This window comes from Vibrio sp. GLN_1 (assembly GCF_043106015.1).
GTDB classification, from domain to species: domain Bacteria; phylum Pseudomonadota; class Gammaproteobacteria; order Enterobacterales; family Vibrionaceae; genus Vibrio; species Vibrio parahaemolyticus.
The window spans coordinates 14,239-32,062 of sequence record NZ_JBICMD010000028.1 but is presented as its reverse complement, the minus strand read 5'-3'; the positions used below and the strand labels follow the sequence as shown (position 1 = coordinate 32,062).

The 17,824-nt window shown below is 45.3% G+C and carries 19 protein-coding genes; 2 read left to right on the top strand and 17 right to left on the bottom strand.

Annotated elements, in window-relative coordinates; all coding sequences use genetic code 11:
- Positions 1-3 precede the first annotated feature (3 nt).
- From ACF8OV_RS12475 to ACF8OV_RS12395, 17 genes are all read right to left on the bottom strand, one after another.
- Positions 4-435, bottom strand: a complete 432-nt coding sequence (locus tag ACF8OV_RS12475) for an MSHA biogenesis protein MshP (RefSeq protein ID WP_203505104.1) — start codon at positions 433-435, stop codon at positions 4-6.
- Positions 425-1,150 (bottom strand): PilW family protein, encoded by a 726-nt coding sequence (locus ACF8OV_RS12470; RefSeq protein ID WP_203505102.1) that lies wholly within the window; start codon positions 1,148-1,150, stop codon positions 425-427. Before ACF8OV_RS12470 ends, ACF8OV_RS12475 begins: the two co-directional genes overlap by 11 nt.
- Positions 1,150-1,719, bottom strand: coding sequence for a prepilin-type N-terminal cleavage/methylation domain-containing protein (locus ACF8OV_RS12465; protein WP_182023912.1), 570 nt, complete (start codon positions 1,717-1,719; stop codon positions 1,150-1,152). The genes ACF8OV_RS12470 and ACF8OV_RS12465 overlap by 1 nt, the downstream gene beginning before the upstream one ends.
- Positions 1,716-2,195 carry a type II secretion system protein gene (locus ACF8OV_RS12460; RefSeq protein ID WP_182023913.1) on the bottom strand — a complete coding sequence of 160 codons (480 nt, stop codon included), beginning with the start codon at positions 2,193-2,195 and terminating at the stop codon, positions 1,716-1,718. The genes ACF8OV_RS12465 and ACF8OV_RS12460 overlap by 4 nt, the downstream gene beginning before the upstream one ends.
- A 115-nt stretch (positions 2,196-2,310) precedes the next feature.
- Positions 2,311-2,544, bottom strand: a complete 234-nt coding sequence (locus tag ACF8OV_RS12455) for a type II secretion system protein (RefSeq protein WP_025795972.1) — start codon at positions 2,542-2,544, stop codon at positions 2,311-2,313.
- A 66-nt stretch (positions 2,545-2,610) separates the two neighbouring features.
- Positions 2,611-3,117 (bottom strand): type II secretion system protein, encoded by a 507-nt coding sequence (locus tag ACF8OV_RS12450; RefSeq protein WP_140126035.1) that lies wholly within the window; start codon positions 3,115-3,117, stop codon positions 2,611-2,613.
- Positions 3,118-3,411: 294 nt separating this feature from the next.
- Positions 3,412-3,873 carry an MSHA biogenesis protein MshF gene (locus ACF8OV_RS12445; RefSeq protein ID WP_203505100.1) on the bottom strand — a complete coding sequence of 154 codons (462 nt, stop codon included), beginning with the start codon at positions 3,871-3,873 and terminating at the stop codon, positions 3,412-3,414.
- Between the two features lie 3 nt (positions 3,874-3,876).
- Positions 3,877-5,100: a type II secretion system F family protein gene (locus tag ACF8OV_RS12440; protein ID WP_021484749.1), complete on the bottom strand. Its 1,224-nt coding sequence runs from the start codon at positions 5,098-5,100 to the stop codon at positions 3,877-3,879.
- A gap of 8 nt (positions 5,101-5,108) precedes the next feature.
- Entirely contained in the window at positions 5,109-6,833 is a 1,725-nt protein-coding gene (locus ACF8OV_RS12435) for a GspE/PulE family protein (protein ID WP_005456306.1), read from the bottom strand.
- Positions 6,830-7,906, bottom strand: coding sequence for a lipopolysaccharide assembly protein LapB (locus ACF8OV_RS12430; protein ID WP_203505098.1), 1,077 nt, complete (start codon positions 7,904-7,906; stop codon positions 6,830-6,832). Before ACF8OV_RS12430 ends, ACF8OV_RS12435 begins: the two co-directional genes overlap by 4 nt.
- A complete protein-coding gene (locus ACF8OV_RS12425) occupies positions 7,903-8,748 on the bottom strand; it encodes an ExeA family protein (RefSeq protein WP_005456312.1) in 846 nt (281 codons plus the stop codon). Before ACF8OV_RS12425 ends, ACF8OV_RS12430 begins: the two co-directional genes overlap by 4 nt.
- Before the next feature lie 43 nt (positions 8,749-8,791).
- The gene (gene mshL / locus ACF8OV_RS12420; RefSeq protein WP_005456314.1) at positions 8,792-10,435 is read right to left on the bottom strand and encodes a pilus (MSHA type) biogenesis protein MshL; all 1,644 of its coding nucleotides are present in this window, start codon (positions 10,433-10,435) and stop codon (positions 8,792-8,794) included.
- A gap of 20 nt (positions 10,436-10,455) precedes the next feature.
- Positions 10,456-10,785, bottom strand: coding sequence for an MSHA biogenesis protein MshK (locus ACF8OV_RS12415; RefSeq protein ID WP_005481006.1), 330 nt, complete (start codon positions 10,783-10,785; stop codon positions 10,456-10,458).
- Positions 10,778-11,428, bottom strand: coding sequence for a type II secretion system protein GspM (gene gspM / locus ACF8OV_RS12410; protein WP_005497276.1), 651 nt, complete (start codon positions 11,426-11,428; stop codon positions 10,778-10,780). Before gspM ends, ACF8OV_RS12415 begins: the two co-directional genes overlap by 8 nt.
- Positions 11,425-12,870: a hypothetical protein gene (locus ACF8OV_RS12405; RefSeq protein WP_021454231.1), complete on the bottom strand. Its 1,446-nt coding sequence runs from the start codon at positions 12,868-12,870 to the stop codon at positions 11,425-11,427. Before ACF8OV_RS12405 ends, gspM begins: the two co-directional genes overlap by 4 nt.
- Before the next feature lie 11 nt (positions 12,871-12,881).
- The gene (gene csrD / locus ACF8OV_RS12400; RefSeq protein WP_011106082.1) at positions 12,882-14,891 is read right to left on the bottom strand and encodes an RNase E specificity factor CsrD; all 2,010 of its coding nucleotides are present in this window, start codon (positions 14,889-14,891) and stop codon (positions 12,882-12,884) included.
- A gap of 240 nt (positions 14,892-15,131) precedes the next feature.
- On the bottom strand, positions 15,132-15,662 hold the full coding sequence (locus ACF8OV_RS12395) for a single-stranded DNA-binding protein (protein WP_005466625.1): 531 nt from the start codon (positions 15,660-15,662) through the stop codon (positions 15,132-15,134).
- A gap of 278 nt (positions 15,663-15,940) precedes the next feature.
- Here ACF8OV_RS12395 and ACF8OV_RS12390 point away from each other — a divergent pair, with 278 nt between their 5' ends.
- Entirely contained in the window at positions 15,941-16,585 is a 645-nt protein-coding gene (locus ACF8OV_RS12390) for a LuxR C-terminal-related transcriptional regulator (protein ID WP_005480993.1), read from the top strand.
- A 257-nt stretch (positions 16,586-16,842) separates the two neighbouring features.
- Positions 16,843-17,715: a UTP--glucose-1-phosphate uridylyltransferase GalU gene (galU, locus tag ACF8OV_RS12385; protein WP_005466627.1), complete on the top strand. Its 873-nt coding sequence runs from the start codon at positions 16,843-16,845 to the stop codon at positions 17,713-17,715.
- Positions 17,716-17,824 lie beyond the last annotated feature (109 nt).

Genomic DNA, 17,824 nt, shown 5'->3' with positions numbered 1-17,824 from the left:
ATTCTACTCCCTCACCCAAACTTCTTGCTGTCGCTGAACTTGTGATAAACCAGAACCACAACTTGCCACGCTTTTGATTGCATAAAGGCCAACACTCTCACCATTATCGGTTAATACCCCAGCATTTTGGCAATCCAACTTAGTAATTTGGCATCCCTTGTCGAATAAACCGCTGTCCGGTGCTAGCGAGCCATCTTTAATATCGTCACACACACTCACTACGGCCGCCGATAGACCAACGGGAAAAAACTGCGTTAACAGCCAGTCATTACTCGACTGAGCGGTAAGCCATGCTTTAGTCCCCAAAAACTCCCGTGTTACTCCGCTTTGGTTCGACCAACTCACCTTCATTAAAGATGCCGCTAAATAGCCCATCACAAGAATGACAAACAGAGTCACGATTAGTACATTGCCTTGTTGGTGATTACGGAACATTTAACACCTGCACATCTTGTTGGTACACACTCTTTTCACCGGATTGCTCAAACACCAATCTTAGGTGGACCAGCCCACCTCGGTGAAGCGAACTATCGTCATATTGAAAACGACTTTGAGATTGGTCATCTGCGTAAACCATGCCATCTGCAATAGTTTGGTTATTGCGTTGTATCTCAGATCCGACAAAGCAGTAGTTAATTATCGCCGATGGATCATAAATGTAGTGTCGATTAGAGACAGAGCGGCTAGTCAAAACTTCTGCCCCCTTCAAAATCTTATAAGACTTATTTGAGTCTATGGTAGTAGAGCCCACATCCACACTATGAGTAGATGAGCTTAAATCACTATGCCGCGTTGGGTTAATCACCATTTTTAAGCCCCCATTAAATTTAGGAGCATCACCAAAAAAGCCAACCACAAACTCAATGTCGTCACCTGCGATAGCGTAAAAACCCGAGTGCTTTATGGGCATAAACTGCAAGCAACTTTTATCATCCTCATCGATAAAAAAACTATTTGGCACCGCATGGCGAATCTCTCGGGATATTTTCTCAATCACAAATTGGGCTTGAGTCTGTAGCCTTTGCCTGTCGATGGTATCGGCATAACCTTTCGCACCAAGCTGCAAATAACCTGCGATACCAAGCATGATGATGCTACCCACCACTATCGTGATGACCATCTCCATCAAGGTAAAACCACGAGGCTTCATTAGTAGTTCCCCCGTATCGCAGACAGTGTTAAAGGCTGAGTCTGCCCGGGGTAAATGGTCATGGTGACGCGCTTATAATCGGTTGCAGCATTGGCAAGCGAGCCATCGCCGCTAACATAATTAACCTCCACCTCTACGCGAAAGTTTTTATAGTCACTTTCCATTGAGGTTCCGAGTACATTGCTTAACTGGCGCTGTGTGGTCGATTCGCAGTTCACCTTGGTGGTTTGTGTATACCAGCAACCAATATAGTCATCGACATCATTAAAACTGGCTGGATTTGATTCACCGCTATCTGCCCCAAGGCTTGTGGAACAATCCGTACCACCAAGGACGGTCTCACCGCAGCGCACTAACCCGCCAGTAAAATCACTGTTGTGATCAAAACCACGCGCGAGGATCTGTGACATAAAACCTTGGCCTAATGCAGCGGCACGAGTTTGATAATGGGGTATGGCTGAGTCTCGAATTTGAGGGACAAGAAAAGAAGTAAACGCCACCATCGCAATACCCATTAAAACAATCGCGATGATCATTTCTATTAAAGTCATGCCACTAGATTTCTTCATGAGCATGTACCTTTAGAAACGTAACCTTGAGAATTAATTTCAACTTGGCAGCGGCTTCGACCATGCTTATCTTCAATTAAGATGTTTACAGCACCACTGACAGGATTGCCGAGAAGGTTAAAATTAATTGTACTTGCGGCACCGCTGATAACGGAAAACTTTGCGGACTTATCGATAACCACGTCACTACGGGCATCTTGTGCACTATCTGTTAGTTCACAGGCAGCAACCGAACCAACACATGAGCTAGAAACTTGCAAACGAAAATTGTTATCAGGACTTGCAACATTAGACTGCATACGATTCACCTGTACTTGGCGAATCACAGAAATCACTCGTTCTTGTAATGTATATGCAGAGAAACTGCTAGAGCCCATAAAACGACTGGCTGCAAAAAATGAAAGGATAGAGAGGAGGACAACCACTAGGATTAACTCCATTAAAGTAAATCCTAATGCAGAGCTGCGAATTTTCATAACCCAACCTTAGGCTTAGAACAAGCGAGATAAGTATACGATGAAATTATGAGAATAATGATAGATTTATAATTTTTCGATTCGAAGTGTGAACAGATGAACAAATAACCAATGTCTAGTTATTTTGCCCCTTTGAACGACCAATTTCTTCTTCAATTCGATCATACGTTTCTTTGTTGCTTAGCGTTTCAGAAACGTGCTCAGCGGTTTGCTTGGTTTGCTCCCACTTTGCTTCGTAAGTTTCTGGCTCGAAGCTGATAAATCTTGGTAATAGCACATAGCCGAGCACACCTAAGATAATCAGCACAACCACAAATTCTATTGCACTCAAACCTGATGATTTACGCATAGGAACCATTCCAAGATTAATCAAAAATAAAGGGTTAAAGGCCAGGCTAGCTGGCCTATCCGTATCTTATGATGAGGATTTTTTATCGCAAGCAGTTTTAGGTTCGTTATTCTTTTCAGGCACCACGACAACAACTTTAGCTGGTTCTGTCGAACTTGCTTCAGTGTAACGAACACAACTTCCTTTATAGTTTTCAATACCATAAACAATTGAACCATCAGTACCCATTGCACCGTCAGTGCTAAGTACAATAAACTCACCTGATTGATCAATTGTTTTACCAATACCGTCTGTATTAGATGCAATAGGGTAGCCGTAAGAATGTTGAACATCTCCAATTTTGTTCTCTGCAGTACCTTTTACCCATTGAGCTTTCTCGATACCATCAATAGCGGCCTTACCAAATGAAATTCCCATACCACCAGCTATCGCACCACTCAAGCCTTCCAGCGTAGCGTCACGAGCATCATCTTGCAGGTTAAGGAAACGTGGTGCTGCAGTTACCGCTAGAATACCTAGGATTACAATAACCACTACTAGTTCGATAAGGGTGAAACCACCTTGTCTTTTCATTGTTTACTCTCTCTATGTAAGCATGCAGTGTGACTGCAAGGTTTCGTTTAGGTCACGCGACCATTTTGGATATTGTCAAAACGGTTTGGAGCAGCAACGTTCACTAAAACTGACCGTGAAGTGGATACTGTATCTACCGCTTGAGCAGAATGACGAATCGCCATTATTCCGAAAAGGTTTGATAACAAAGGTAATCATTTTATGGTTTACCTTTTATTACAACCTTAGGCTTATGGTAATGTTTGCATTATACCGACTTTCATTCCCATTTATAGTACTTAAGTGTCAAAAAATTCACTCCGCCGACATTTCGACGTCTATTATCAGTCGATTAGCGGTAGACATAACTAAAATTGTTTGGCCACTTTCGTAAGTATAGTTGCAGATATAACGATTACTTTTGATTGTTCCGCTAATATCTAATAACTCACTAGCCATAATCTTACGTTGCGGGTAATGAACAGCTAACCAATATCCGCAATCGAGTACGCCTTGTTGTGTGAACGGCGACACCAATCCCCCTTCAGTCATGGTGAGTTGAAAACCATCCATTTCCATATGATTGGGCTCACCTTGCACTAACCACGCTTGGTGATAACGCTGAACACTGTCTAGCATCCAAACCTTTGCGAGTTTGGCACCTGTCGCTTGTGCTTCTTCAGTGACTGGCTGCAATTTAATAGCCATTCCAACCACGATGATGACCGCAACTAAGCCAAACATAATGAGCGTTGCTCGGCTTTGATTCTCAACCACGCATTAGCCGCCTTTGATGATGTCCAGCATCCCCCACATTGGTAAGAAAATACCCAATGCAAGTACCATCACCATCCCAGCGACAATGACCAAAAGTAACGGTTCTATTCTTGCCGTCAGTGTTTTAAGGTCATAATCCACTTCTCGATCATAAAAATCTGAGACTTCGAGCAAAAGTTCATCAATACGACCCGTTTCTTCACCAACTGCAATCATTTGAATAACTAATGGCGTAAAAATATTGCTGTTGATGGCTGTAACAGAGATGGTGCTACCCGCTTCGATGGCTGCTTTCATCTCTAAAATTCGATTTTCTAAAAAGCGGTTACCCAATGCTTCACCAGCAAGTGCCAAAGATTGGTTGAGCGGCACACCTGATTTCAACATCAACGAGAATGTTCGAGCAAAGCGCGACAATTGAGCGCGATTTACGATATCGCCAACGATTGGTAAGCGGAGGCGAAATTTATCAAACTTCTCCCGCCCATCTGCTGTCGCAACCCAAGCTTTGAACACAAAGAATGCACCGACCATAGCGGCAATGAGCAATCCCCAGTAGTGAACAAAGAAGTTGGACGTCGCAATCAAGATCCGAGTTGGAAGCGGCAACTCAACCCCAAAACGAGTAAACATCGATGCAAACTCGGGGATAACCAGAATGTTCAGAATGAACATGGCGATGGTAATAAATACGATAACGAACGTCGGATAGCGCATCGCGGCTTTAATGCGTTTACGTGTTTCTAGCTCTTGCTCATAATAGTTTGCTAGCTGCAGCAATGCCTCATCGAGTCGACCGGTATTCTCACCCACGTTGATCATGGAAACGAATAACGGACTAAACACTTTGTTGTGCGGCTGCATCGCAGACGACAAGCCACGACCATTACTCAACTCAGAAACCACATCTTCTAGCGCTTCTTTAAGCTGTTTGTTTTCACAGTTTTGCAGCAAGCCGCGCATTGAGCGCAGCAAAGGCACACCAGCTTTAGTTAAGCTGAACAACTGACGAGAAAACAGGATAATCACTTCCAGTGGAATGGCAGGAACCAACAATTTAGACAAACTAACGTGGTTCTTTACGCCTTCTTTCTCTAAGCGCAGATTGAGCGGGATGATCCCTTTATTCATCAACGCTTCCGCTGCGGCTTCTGAATTCACCGCATCGATTTTGCCACTGGTTGATGAGCCGTCTAATGTGCGGCCTTGATAACGAAAAGTTGGCATTCACTTACCTACATGAAAATGGGATCAGTTTTACCCGAAGCGTCACCCTCGCCGAGGGTCATCACTTCATCTAGGCTCACAGCACCTTGCAGTGCAAGCTCCATTGCTGAGGCAAGAAGCGGTTTGTAGTTTTCTGAACGTCGAGCCGCTTGTGCAAAGCCAACCGCATCATTCGCACGCAGCTTGTCCATCATCTCATGTTCCAGCTCAAGCATTTCAAACACACCGATTCGACCTCGATACCCCGTCAAATTACAGTTTTGACAACCTGCTCCTTTGTGGAAAGTCACCCCAACTTGATTTGGAAAACGCCCCGCTAACCATTGTTGACGCGACTCATCGAGATGATCTTGAGTTTTACAATCTGGACAAACACGGCGAACCAATCGCTGAGCTACAACGGCACGCACGGCACTGGCAACGAGATAGCCTGGCGCTCCCATGTCGATCATACGCAGTGCGCTGTCGACCGCATCGTTGGTGTGCAACGTACTCAATACTAAGTGGCCGGTTAGTGCTGCTCGCAAGCCAATCTCTACCGTCTCTTGATCACGCATCTCACCAATCAAAATGATGTCTGGGTCTTGGCGTAAGAAGGTGCGTAGAACGCGTGAAAATGTCAGGTCGATCTTGCTGTTGATCTGTACTTGCGTGATACGTGGTAAACGGTATTCCACCGGATCTTCTGCGGTGATGATCTTTTTACCCGGTTCATTGAGCTCACTCAACGCGCCGTAAAGTGTCGTGGTTTTACCCGATCCCGTAGGGCCGGTTACCAAAATCATGCCATGAGGACGAGATAACTGACGACGCAAGCGCGCCAGTAGCTCAGGCGGTAAACCCGATTCTTCTAATGGACGTAAACCTGACGACTGGTTAAGCAGACGCATTACGACCGATTCACCGTACTGAGTCGGTAACGTCGACATACGAATATCAATCGATTGGCCACGAACTTTGATGTTGAAGCGACCATCTTGCGGCAGACGCTTCTCAGAAATATCCAAGTGCGCCATCAATTTAAGGCGTAATACCAATGCAGAAGCGATGTTCACTTCGTTCAGAATGGTTTCATGCAGCACACCATCGACACGCTGGCGTAAACGCAGGACTTTATCGTCTGGTTCGATATGGATATCCGATGCACCAACTTGCACCGCGTCTTCAAACATCGAATTAACCAGTTTTACAACGGTGACTTCTTCACTGTCGGCTTCATCGATGCCATAGTCAAAGCTTTGTACGTCTTGGTGCTCGGCTTGTAACTGCTCAGCAAAGGACGCGATCTCTTTGGTACGGCGGTAGTAACGGTCGAAACTGCTGATCAACTGACGCTCAGAGGCTATGATGAACTCAAGGTTGTACTCACCTAGCAAGTTCATTAAAGACTCTTGGGTAAACAGATCCGCCGGATCACTCATCGCAACACGTAAAGTGTCACCATTACGAGCCACCACCATTGCACGTAAGCGACGAGCATGCACTTCTGGCAGTATTTGCACCGCATCCGCATCCACTGGAGCACGTCCAAGATCGATCAACGGTAATCCTAGTTGCTGAGACAAAAACTCCAGCATTTGCTTTTCGGTAATAAACCCGAGGTCAATCAGGGCATCACCTAATTTTTGTCCGGTACTGCGCTGAGCTGATAGAGCTTGCTGGATTTGATCTTCCGATACGATGCCTTCTTCAACGAGTAGGTCACCTAAGCGTTTTCTCAACTGAATTTTCATTGTGTGCTCTCCAGTTGCTTTAAGATGGTTAATCGATCGCGAATGAAAGCTTGCGACTGATTCGAGATCCCTACTTTACCTAACGCTTCGTTGTAAGAGTTAATCGCAGCAGTAAAAGTGAGCGCTCGCTCTTGCTGAATCGCCAAACCAAGCCACCAGCGGGCATTGTCTGGCTCGCGTTGAGTCAGTAGCAGGTAACTTTCTAATGCGATGTCGTTTTGTTTTTGTTTCTGCGCAAGGGCTGCGCGCATTGCCAAGTAATCTCGACTCGGCATTGGAGGCAAGTGAACCAGTGGGCTCAGTGCCGCAGAAGGCTGATTGGCTTTAACCAATAGCTTCGACAACGCGAGTCTTAGCGGTTGGTTATCCTTATCAAGGTTGATGCCTTCTTGCAGGATTTCGTAAGACTTTCTGGTATCACCTTTACCGAAATAAAGCGCCGCCAGCTTTTGACGCGTTTCGATATTACTTGGTTCATAACGCAATGCTTCGGTATAAGCAGAAAGCGCCGTTTCCATATCGTTTGCATCAATGGCTTTTTCTGCTCGACTGATCGCTTTCAACGATAACTGACGGTGTGAAAGTTCAACTTGCTCAATGCGCATTGAACTCTCTTCAACCAAATTGGTGGTCGTATTGCTCGGTGCATTCGCTACTTGTGCGATCAGCATCGGAGCGTCTGAACTCATATCCGCATCCGCACGTGAACCAAATACGCCCTCACTAGGTTGAGGCGTTGGTAATGCTGCAACAGCTTGCGGTTTTTCTACAAGTTTAGAATAAACCACGTTGCTGGTTTCTGGCGTCATCTTATTGGTAGGAGAAGATGCCAGACGGTCAGCATTAGTGGTGTCTAAAGGTTGCGTTGCGCTTGGTTGGAACGATGTGATCTCATCCGAAGGTGCAGGGCCTTGGGACACAGCCCAGCCGCCTACGGCAAGACTTAATGAAAAACCAGCAACCAACCACAGCCAAGGCTTACTGCGTGAGACATTCGGAATCTCAGCACGAGTAAGTTCACTCGGTGATGTTTTTTCAGCAAGTTCAGATAATGCTTTATTGATGGCACTCAAGGTTGACTCCATCCCCAAAATACGGGTGTTTTAAACTTAGGTTTACGGGCATCAAACGTATCGTGCATGGCCGCATAAACGTGATGATTTTTCAGTAAGGTACAACGGTCGTTAAACGCAGCTAACAGAGCTTTATGGCTAATTTGGTTGATTAACCTTGGTATGCCCATGGCTGAACGCCAAATCGCTTTTTTCTGTTCAATGGAGAAAATGTGCGCCCCATTACCCGCTTTGTCTAAGCGATTATTGATGTACGCAACCCCTTCATCGACAGACAACGGACGCAGCCCACAACTGAACGTAATGCGTTGACGAAACTGCCGTAATTCGTGCATGGACAAGCGTTCATCCAATTCAGGCTGACCGAAAAGTACCAACTGAATCAATTTGTCTTGCTCGGTTTCTAAATTGCCGAACAAGCGCAGTGTTTCTAAAGCCTCAGGAGAAAGAGCTTGAGCTTCATCGACGATCAGAACGGTTTTCTTCCCGGTTGAATGCACACGAATCAAGTGTTCTTGAATTAAAGAAACAATGCGCAATGGATCGTCATTATCAATACCTAGCTCTCTTGCCACGGCAAACTGCAATTGCTCTCCGTTGAGCACAGGATTGGGTAGATAGACCAATTCCACTTGCGATTCGATCTGTTCAATCAGCTTGCGACAAACCATGGTTTTGCCCGTACCAACTTCACCTGTCACCTTAATCACCCCTTCACCCATCTGCACGGCAGCTAAGATGGTTTGAATCGCCTCATAGTGAGGCACTAACCCCAAAAACATTTCCGTATTTGGGGTCAGTGAGAAAGGCTGAACTCGAAATCCAAAATGCGACAAGTACATAACGAATCACAAACTCTTTGAAAAGCTAACGTTTCTTCTGCGCTTATTGCGCATCAGGGAACCACTCTTGCAGCAAATCACGCGAGCGCTCTAGCTCTTTTTGCCAAGAGTTCACGCCAACAACGGTCGGTTTAAGCAGAATAACTAGCTCGGTTTTTTGCGTCACATTCGAAGTGTTGCGGAACAAGTGACCCAGAGCTGGCACGTCGCCAAGGAATGGGACTTTTGACACTTGCTCGACATTTTGTTGCTTCATCAAGCCACCGATAACCACAACATCGCCATCTTTCGCACGAATGACCGAATCTGATTCTCGAATCGAGCTTTTTGCCAAAGGCAATTGAATGTTTTGAAAATCACCACCAAGATTTAACTGCTTCACTTCTTCTGTGACTTCAATGACCGCTGGATGCACATGCAAGAACACGTTGCCCTTGTTGTCGATTTGTGGCGTCACATCAAGTGAAATGCCCGAGAAGAATGGCGTCAGTTCTACTTCAGGAACCGCATTAGAGTTTTCACCATTACCCGCATTACTGGAAAGCTCAGTTACGAAGTACTGATCGGTACCAACTTTGATCACTGATTTTTGGTTGTTCGCCGCCGTAATACGTGGGCTTGAGAGTACATTGAGGTCGCCTTGCGTCGACATAAAGTTTAATACAGCTTCGAAGTTACCATCAGATATCGTAACGTTGGTTTGACCGCCAAGAAGCGTACCAATCGCATCTAATGGAGGCAGAGCAGAAGCGGGGCGATTAACAATGATACTGCCTGAGTTACCAATTGACGCCGATAAGTTCGACCAGTTAATACCTTGCTGGTAACCATCGCTAAGCGTGACTTCTAAGATTTTCGCTTCAAGAATCACTTGGCGTTGCATTCGTTCTTGAGACACACCCAAAAACTCACGCACTTCACGAATATCATCAGGGAAAGCTCGCACGGTGATCACACCAGCTTGTGGCGTAACTACCACACTTTGGCCTTTACCCGAACCAATTAAGTTCGCCACCGCTTGTTGCAACATTGGCCAAAAATCACTTTCGGTGATGGTTTCAATGCGCGTTCCGCCTGTTGATGTCGTCGAGCTATCATTGCCGTTATTGCTGTTGTTGGAATCTGAAGAGTCTGAGCTGTCAGAGCTACCACCAGAATTGGACGTACCAGCCGAAGTAACGGAGCCCGTGACAATGCTCGTCAGTGAGCGACCTGAGCGTTTAAACTGTAGGTAGTCGACTGGAATCGTCACCGTACGCATACCTGCCGGATAAACTTGGATTACTTTGCCCGATTTCATGACATCGTAACCGTACATGTTTTGTACAACGCTAAGCACTTCATCTAATGTCACGTCAGAAAGGTTGACCGTGATATTGCCTTGAACCGCTGGATGAATCGCAACGCTGTATTCTGTCCCTTTTACCAATGAAGCAAAGAAACTTCTCGCCTCTACTGCATTGGCTTGGATACGAAAACGCTTTGACGTTCCGTTATCGGAAGAAACATTGGAGTCTAAGTTAGGCATAAGATCCGCTTCTACCGAAGAAGGAATTTCCTCCAACGCGCGGCTATTCGCTTGATTGATAGATTCATTGAGAGCTTGCTTCACTTCAACCGGATCGCGGTGACCCATCGAACATCCCATTAAAGAAGCAATCGTTATTCCTACAACTAATTTGCGCATATCTGATCAGGCTCTGGTTATTATTTTTTTACGTTTAAACCAAAAAGCTCAAGGTTCCACTGACGGCTACCACGCTTTAAAGTTACAAATTCACTATTGATGCTTGCTACTCGATAACCGTTAAACAGTTCACCCTGTTCGACAAGCCGGTTATTCATGATTGCGACACATTCGGTATTCGGCTTACAGACAATGCTGTTCAGTGTCGGCAAGCGGTATTGTTTCGCTTTGGGCTTAGCAGACACCTCTGCTGGTTTTTGCCAACCAAGGGGTGCAGTTGGATCCTGATTTGCCAAGACTGAACCAGACAAGGCGATAGCCGCGATTGAGATAATGAGTTTTTTAACCACCGATAAACTCCTCTCGAGAACCTAATGTGTACACTTCAAGCACTAATTTCGCTTTTGGATATTCTTCTACTTTGTAACTGAAGCTACGCCAAAAATAGCTGGCAGGTAAGCTCTCTAACTTGTTTAAGTAGTTGGCGATAGAAAAGTAGTCACCAGTTAGCTCCATGCGTACTGGGTGTACGTAGTAGCCAGAGTATTGTGATGCTTCTTTATCTTCTGTGATCGGCTCAGATGGCAGAGTCTGCAATGACACCAAGTGAATGCCACTTTGCTGCTCTAATACGCTCTCTAATACGCCCGCCATTTGTGAAGGCGTTACCAAGTGTTCAATAATTTGCGACAACTGCATCGAAAGATGCTGACTTTCCGTCAACAGGTTGGAAATTTCCAAATCAATATCTGCGTTTGGATCTTTCTTCAATTGAGCCTTAACACGTAAAATATCAATTTCTGTTTTTTGGTTTGACTGCTTTAAGTTACTCAGCTGTCTTTCATTGTTTGAGATCTGATTGAGCTTAGGTTCTAGCACCAACGTAAACAGCAACATAACTACAGTCACGAAGCCACACAGCGCCACCAGCATTTTCTCGCGCGCGCTCATGTCTCCAAAGCGCTCTTCTAATGAGCTCCAGAATTCGTTCATTTCTCTTTATCCTCGCGCGTTTTCAACTCAAACGTCACTATGTCTTTCTCATTGCGACCGATTTTCACGTCGTCAAATGTTCTCCCAACAAGACTGATCTCATTCTTGAACTGGCTTACCCAACTCGGCACTGAACTCGGAGCTTTCGCTAAGCCTTTTAAATCCAAGATGTTGTTGTTGATGCGAATTTCGGATAAAGAGATTTCTTGGTTGCCCAATTTTGCTAATGACTGCATCACACCTGAGTAACCCGTGCGTTGCGAATCATCGTACTTGCCCACCGCTTTCAAGGAGTCTCGCTTAGCTTTGACTTCACGCTCTAGACGCGCTTTGGCCGCTAACTTATTTGGATCAGGCTGATGCTTACGCAGCTTCACTTGGTAGTAATCTAAGTCAGACTTAAGAATATCGCCCTTGCCTTTCACAATCGCGATTTCATCTTCCAAACCTTCACTTTGCCAAGACACGTAGCCGTAAGACAACAGAATCACTGCCGCAGCCGCACCCCAAGAAATCGCCACATTTTTTAGCGTAAGGAGATCTTTTTTCGGCTTTAAATGATCAGGATATAGATTGACGCGTCGATTTGTAGACGCCGCCGCCGCATCCGCAAGCACATGACCAGAGAGTTCATGTTCTTCAGGCAGTAGTGACGATACTTTGGTGCTTAAGCGGTAGTTAAGCGACTGAACCAATTCGTTCTCATCTTCTTCATCACAGCACACTTTCAATTGGTGTAACTGAACCTGACGAAGCTGAGCAGAGAGGTAATCTATCGAACGTTGCAGCTCCAGAGACAAACTGTCCATCTGTAGCTCGCTTGACGGTACGCCAGTAAGAGGAGGTGTCACGCTACGAATCGAACGATGAAATGCAATGGTGTGCTCAACAAAAGCACTGATGCGGAAATGCCCACGCGCGCTGCGTTGCAGCAACAAAAAGTTACCAAGCTCACCAGCGGTATCACCCCAAACATCATCTTCCGGAATGATCGCTTCTAACGGCAATTGAGCACGACTAGCCAGTAGCACAATTTTATCAAGCATCTTTCTTGATAAAACATAAGCTTGCACTTTACTTGAGTTTGGTAGCTCTACCGCATCAGCGATGATGTCGATGGCACGCTCAGAAATAAGCTCTTTGAGTAAAAACGGCAGCGCCACCGACCACTCTTGGCGTGGCATGGCTGGCTTGTCGATTTGATACATCTGATAGTAGTTGTGTGACAGCACTACGGTCAGAGAATCATAAGCACTCGCGGCAACGCTTAACGCTTGCTCAACAGCGCGTTCCCAATTTGATTCAGAAATTTCAAACTGAGACGGACGGCCACTTTTAGCTGGTGATGATAAATAAACTGCGTCTGGCTGAATAACCAAAAAACAAGAGCGACCACCACCAGATGATCGCATCAGCTTGTCGAATACTGCTTTAAATTCCATGATTATTATCTTTATTTTTTCCGCCAGCGATTTCGTCTTCCCAATTTAACTTGGGATTCTGATTGAGAATGTTGCGCTGTTTGTGGGCGAGGAAGATATTGCTGCTCTGCAGAAAAATAGCGTCCTTGTCCGCCGTACACACCTAATTCAAGAAGCGTGTTTAGCTCTTGTTGATTCTCAATTCCCACTGCTATGATTTTGGTTTTGCTGTTCGCCGCTGCACCTAGCATACTGCGGACAAAAAGCTGGTTCTCATGTCGCTGATCGATTTTTGCTACCAAGCTGCGATGAAGCTTGAGATAACGAATGTCCACTTCTTTTAGGTAGTGAGTGCTGACGATGGTTCGTCCCGCTTGCCCCACCATGAGATGGCATCCCAAACCGGCCAGCATTTTAGCGACTGGTCGCATAAAGTCTAAGTGTCTTACAAATTGTGCTTCCACAAACTCAAAATTGAGACACTTTCTCTGCTCGCGTGACAACTGTAAGAGTTCATCACGAAACCACTTGAAGTATTCGCGACTCGAAAAAGGCGTCACATTTAGATTTAGAGCATAATTTTTAGAGCTGTCAAAATTCTCTTTAAAGTCTTTTAAGAATTTATGAAGTACAGCTCTATCCATTTGAGCTTCATAGCCCACTTGTCTGATAGCAGAGATAAACCGGGACGCTTTAACAATGCCATTTTCAGGATCCCGAATTCGACATGTTAACTCTTCGTGTAAGGCTTTTTTATGCGTCGCATCACTTATTGAGTGAACCGATTGTGCGTAGAGTATCACATTTTCTGATGTAAGTGCCGTATCAAATAACGTACGCCATCTCACACTTCCGCGCGCTTCTTCATCGTGGTTCCATTTCTTAAAACGGCTCCAGTTATTGTTGTTTTGTAGCTGCGCACTTCTGAGTGCCGTTTCCGCCTCATCAATAATTTGGCTGTGTCGCTCTCCCTCTTTGTACATAGTGATACCAATATGGCACCAGTTGTCGGGGTCGAGCGGATCTGGCGGCGTAAGTTTCTCTAGTTGACGAATACATTGTGAGGCCAAGTTGGCAACATCTTTGGCGCTTTGATGAGGTAAGAACAGTGCAAAATCGGCATCGTAATAACGAGAGAACACCACGTCTGGGTAACGCTGCACTAAATTGGATAACAAGCTGCCGACTTCAACAATAAACTCATCGGTGATTTGCTTATCTTGCTCTTCTTCCACGAGCTTCCAATCTTGAATACGAATCAGCAAGACCGCGCCACGTGCGCCACTCTCTAAAAGAGCCGATTCCAGCTTGCTATCAAAGAGCACTCGATTGGCTGTTCCAGTGAGCTTATCGAGAAAAGTTTGAGTGCGGATAAAGGTATCAAAGCGGCTGCGCTCCTGGCGCGCATCCTGTAATTCTTCAATCAACACGTCAAGTGCTTCACTCGCGGTGTAAGGCCACTCTTTTTTATCTCCCTTGGCGTATTGCTCAACTCGCCCCGCCAAGATCATTCTTCCTCGCTCTTCCAGCATTTCTGAACCAGCAAGCTGCTCTTTTAGCCACGCAACACCGCGCATCAAACAAAAGATGATCAAAATAACGGCGAGAGTGATCGACCACAACGCCTGCATGGAGTAGCTGTAACCTAAGTAAGGAGGGATGGCTTTAAAGCGGATGACATAGTCTTGATTGTGAGTTAACTGGTACTCAGTTTCAAACAAGGCCGACGCTTCTATTTGATGCGAAGTGTCTTTGAACCGATAAACGACGGCGTTGTTTGTCGAGAGCGTCATTTCAACGATGTTGCTTGCTTGCAACATTTTGGGCATCCAACGCTGCATAGAATAAGCTGCATCAGGATCTTCCATCTCTTTATCAACAACCTCGACAATCCCTTCCAAGTAGTGGGTAAGATATTCTTGCCCAAGTCGTTTGAAAGAGAGGGTGCCGCCGACAAACAAGATAAACATTGCGCATATAACGATCATGGTGACAAAAGCCACCAGCCGCGTGCTTAGCTTAAGAGTTGGGGTATACCTCATGAATACCAAATTCCTTTTCTATTCATCATATACCTTATTGAAATATTTATACTTGATAAGTGCTCGGCAAACAATCGGATTAGTCTGATTGTGAGAGTTGGAAGCATATAGAGAATTGCTTTCATTGATAAGCTTTATCGTTAGTGCGAAGTGATTAAAAAGATCGGGCTCACATGCTGAATTCAGGCAATAAAAAAGCCGCGATATTCACGGCCTTTTCGATTCAAACATAGCGGGGATTTAGAACGGAATATCGTCATCAAAATCCATTGGTGGCTCGTTGTATTGCTGCTGTGGTTGCTGCGGAGCCTGTTGCTGCTGTTGAGGTGCATTGTATTGCTGCTGAGCCGGTTGTTGAGGTTGACCCCAACCGCCTTGCTGCTGTTGTTGACCGCCCATTGCAGGAGCGCCACCTTGAGCACGGCCACCAAGCATTTGCATTACACCATTGAAACCTTGAACCACAACTTCTGTTGAGTAGCGATCTTGGCCACTTTGGTCTTGCCATTTACGAGTTTGAAGTTGGCCTTCAACGTAAACTTGTGAACCTTTACGCAGGTACTCACCAGCAACTTCTGCCAACTTACCGAACAACACAACACGGTGCCATTCTGTTTTTTCGCGCTGTTCGCCAGTCGCTTTGTCACGCCATGACTCAGAAGTAGCAATCGTGATGTTTGCTACCGCACCGCCATTAGGCATGTAACGAATTTCAGGGTCGTTACCTAGATTCCCCACCAAAATAACTTTGTTAATTCCACGGCTGGCCATGATGTGCTCCGTTTCACTCTGGATCTGTATATTAATTTTAGCGCAATAGAATACACGCTTTGATGTTTTGGTTAAAGCCCAATGCCATTGTGTTCGATCACGCCCTACGCTAGAACCAAAATCTCAGTTCAACTTTCATATGTAGCATTTTTGATTCGCGTTGCAGACTTCATTCGTGAACCTTTGAATCTCAACGCATTTATTCACCAAAGCTATAGCTCTCCCCATACTTTAATGCCAACTTACGGCCTCTACTGAACCTTGGGAGATTTGAACACGTGAGAAAGTCGGCTTACGCAAGAAAGCTATTTCTGATTAGTATGGAAGACGATGCTGCGCAGAAAGTCGCATCATTAGAAAAGTACATCGATATGAGCATTCCTGTAATCTCAACCGATGCCCTAATGGAAGCGAAACCCGAACATCGAAATAAAATTCTACTCATTGACTTCAGTGAACATAAATCACTCGTTCAATCGATTAAAAACCTGCCATTGGTTTGGAAGAACTTTGAGACGGTCGTGTTCAACGTTCCAAAACGCCTCACTACGGATGAACTGCTCGCCTTCGGTCAATTAAAAGGCTTGTTTTACAGCGAAGATTCTTTAGAACAAGTAGGCGAAGGACTGAAAGGCATTGTCAACGGGCAAAACTGGCTACCACGCAACGTAACCAGCCAACTGCTGCACTACTATCGAAATGTGATAAATACTCACACCGCGCCAGCAACCGTCGATCTCACCATTCGCGAACTGCAAGTGCTGCGTTGTCTGCAAGCTGGAGCATCGAATAGCCAGATGGCAGAAGAACTGTTTGTTAGCGAATTTACGATCAAGTCGCACCTGTATCAGATCTTTAAAAAGCTCTCAGTGAAAAACCGAGTTCAAGCCATTGCTTGGGCCGATCAAAACTTGATGTCTTAACCTTACATTCATGTATTAAGACGACTAATAGAACCTGAGATTACGAGCCCAGCGAGTCGAATAGTGAACACAACGAGAGAGTAAGTTTCCTGTTTATTGTTAGACATAGCTCCTCAACAGCGGCACGGCCTGACTGATCATGCTTTTTTCCGCACTGCGTCTCACATTTTTTCCTACTTTATTCATGATTCATGCGCGACTCTCGTGTTAAAGTGTTGCGCAGATTCTTGATAATGACGAGAAAGGATATTCCCCCAATGATTAAAAAATGTCTGTTCCCTGCTGCAGGCTATGGCACGCGCTTTCTTCCGGCGACAAAATCAATGCCAAAAGAAATGATGCCAGTAGTGAACAAACCGTTGATTGAATACGGCGTTGAAGAGGCAATTCAAGCTGGTATGAACGGTATGTGTATTGTGACAGGCCGTGGCAAACACTCAATCATGGATCACTTTGATAAGAACTACGAGCTTGAGCACCAAATTAGCGGTACCAACAAAGAAGAGTTACTTGTCGATATTCGTGAGATCATTGAATCAGCGAACTTTACCTACATTCGCCAACGTGAAATGAAAGGTCTAGGTCACGCGATTCTCACGGGTCGTGAACTGGTTGGTGATGAACCTTTCGCTGTAGTACTTGCCGATGACTTGTGTGTGAACGAGGAAGAAGGCGTTCTTGCTCAAATGGTTGCGCTGTTTAAGCAATTCCGCTGTTCTATCGTGGCAGTACAAGAAGTACCTGCTGATGAGACGCACAAATACGGCGTGATTTCTGGTGAAATGATCAAAGATGACATCTACCGCGTAGATGACATGGTAGAAAAACCAGAACCAGGCACAGCGCCAAGCAATCTTGCGATCATTGGTCGTTACATCCTTACCCCTGATATTTTTGAACTGATCGAAAACACAGAGCCAGGTAAAGGTGGTGAAATCCAAATTACGGATGCGTTGCTGAAACAAGCAAAAGCAGGTTGTGTTCTCGCATATAAATTCAAAGGTAAGCGCTTTGATTGCGGTAGCGTAGAAGGCTACATTGAAGCAACAAACTACTGTTTCGAAAACTTGTACCTAAAAGATGAAAAGAAGTCTGAATTAGGTAAGCACGCAACAAAGAAAGAAGTGTAAACCTTTCATCAGCCTAGACTCTAAAGCCCGGTTTATACCGGGCTTTTTGTTTACTGTTTTTTTGTCCAGTATTCCTTTGCACATTTCTCACACTATGTAATACTTGCCC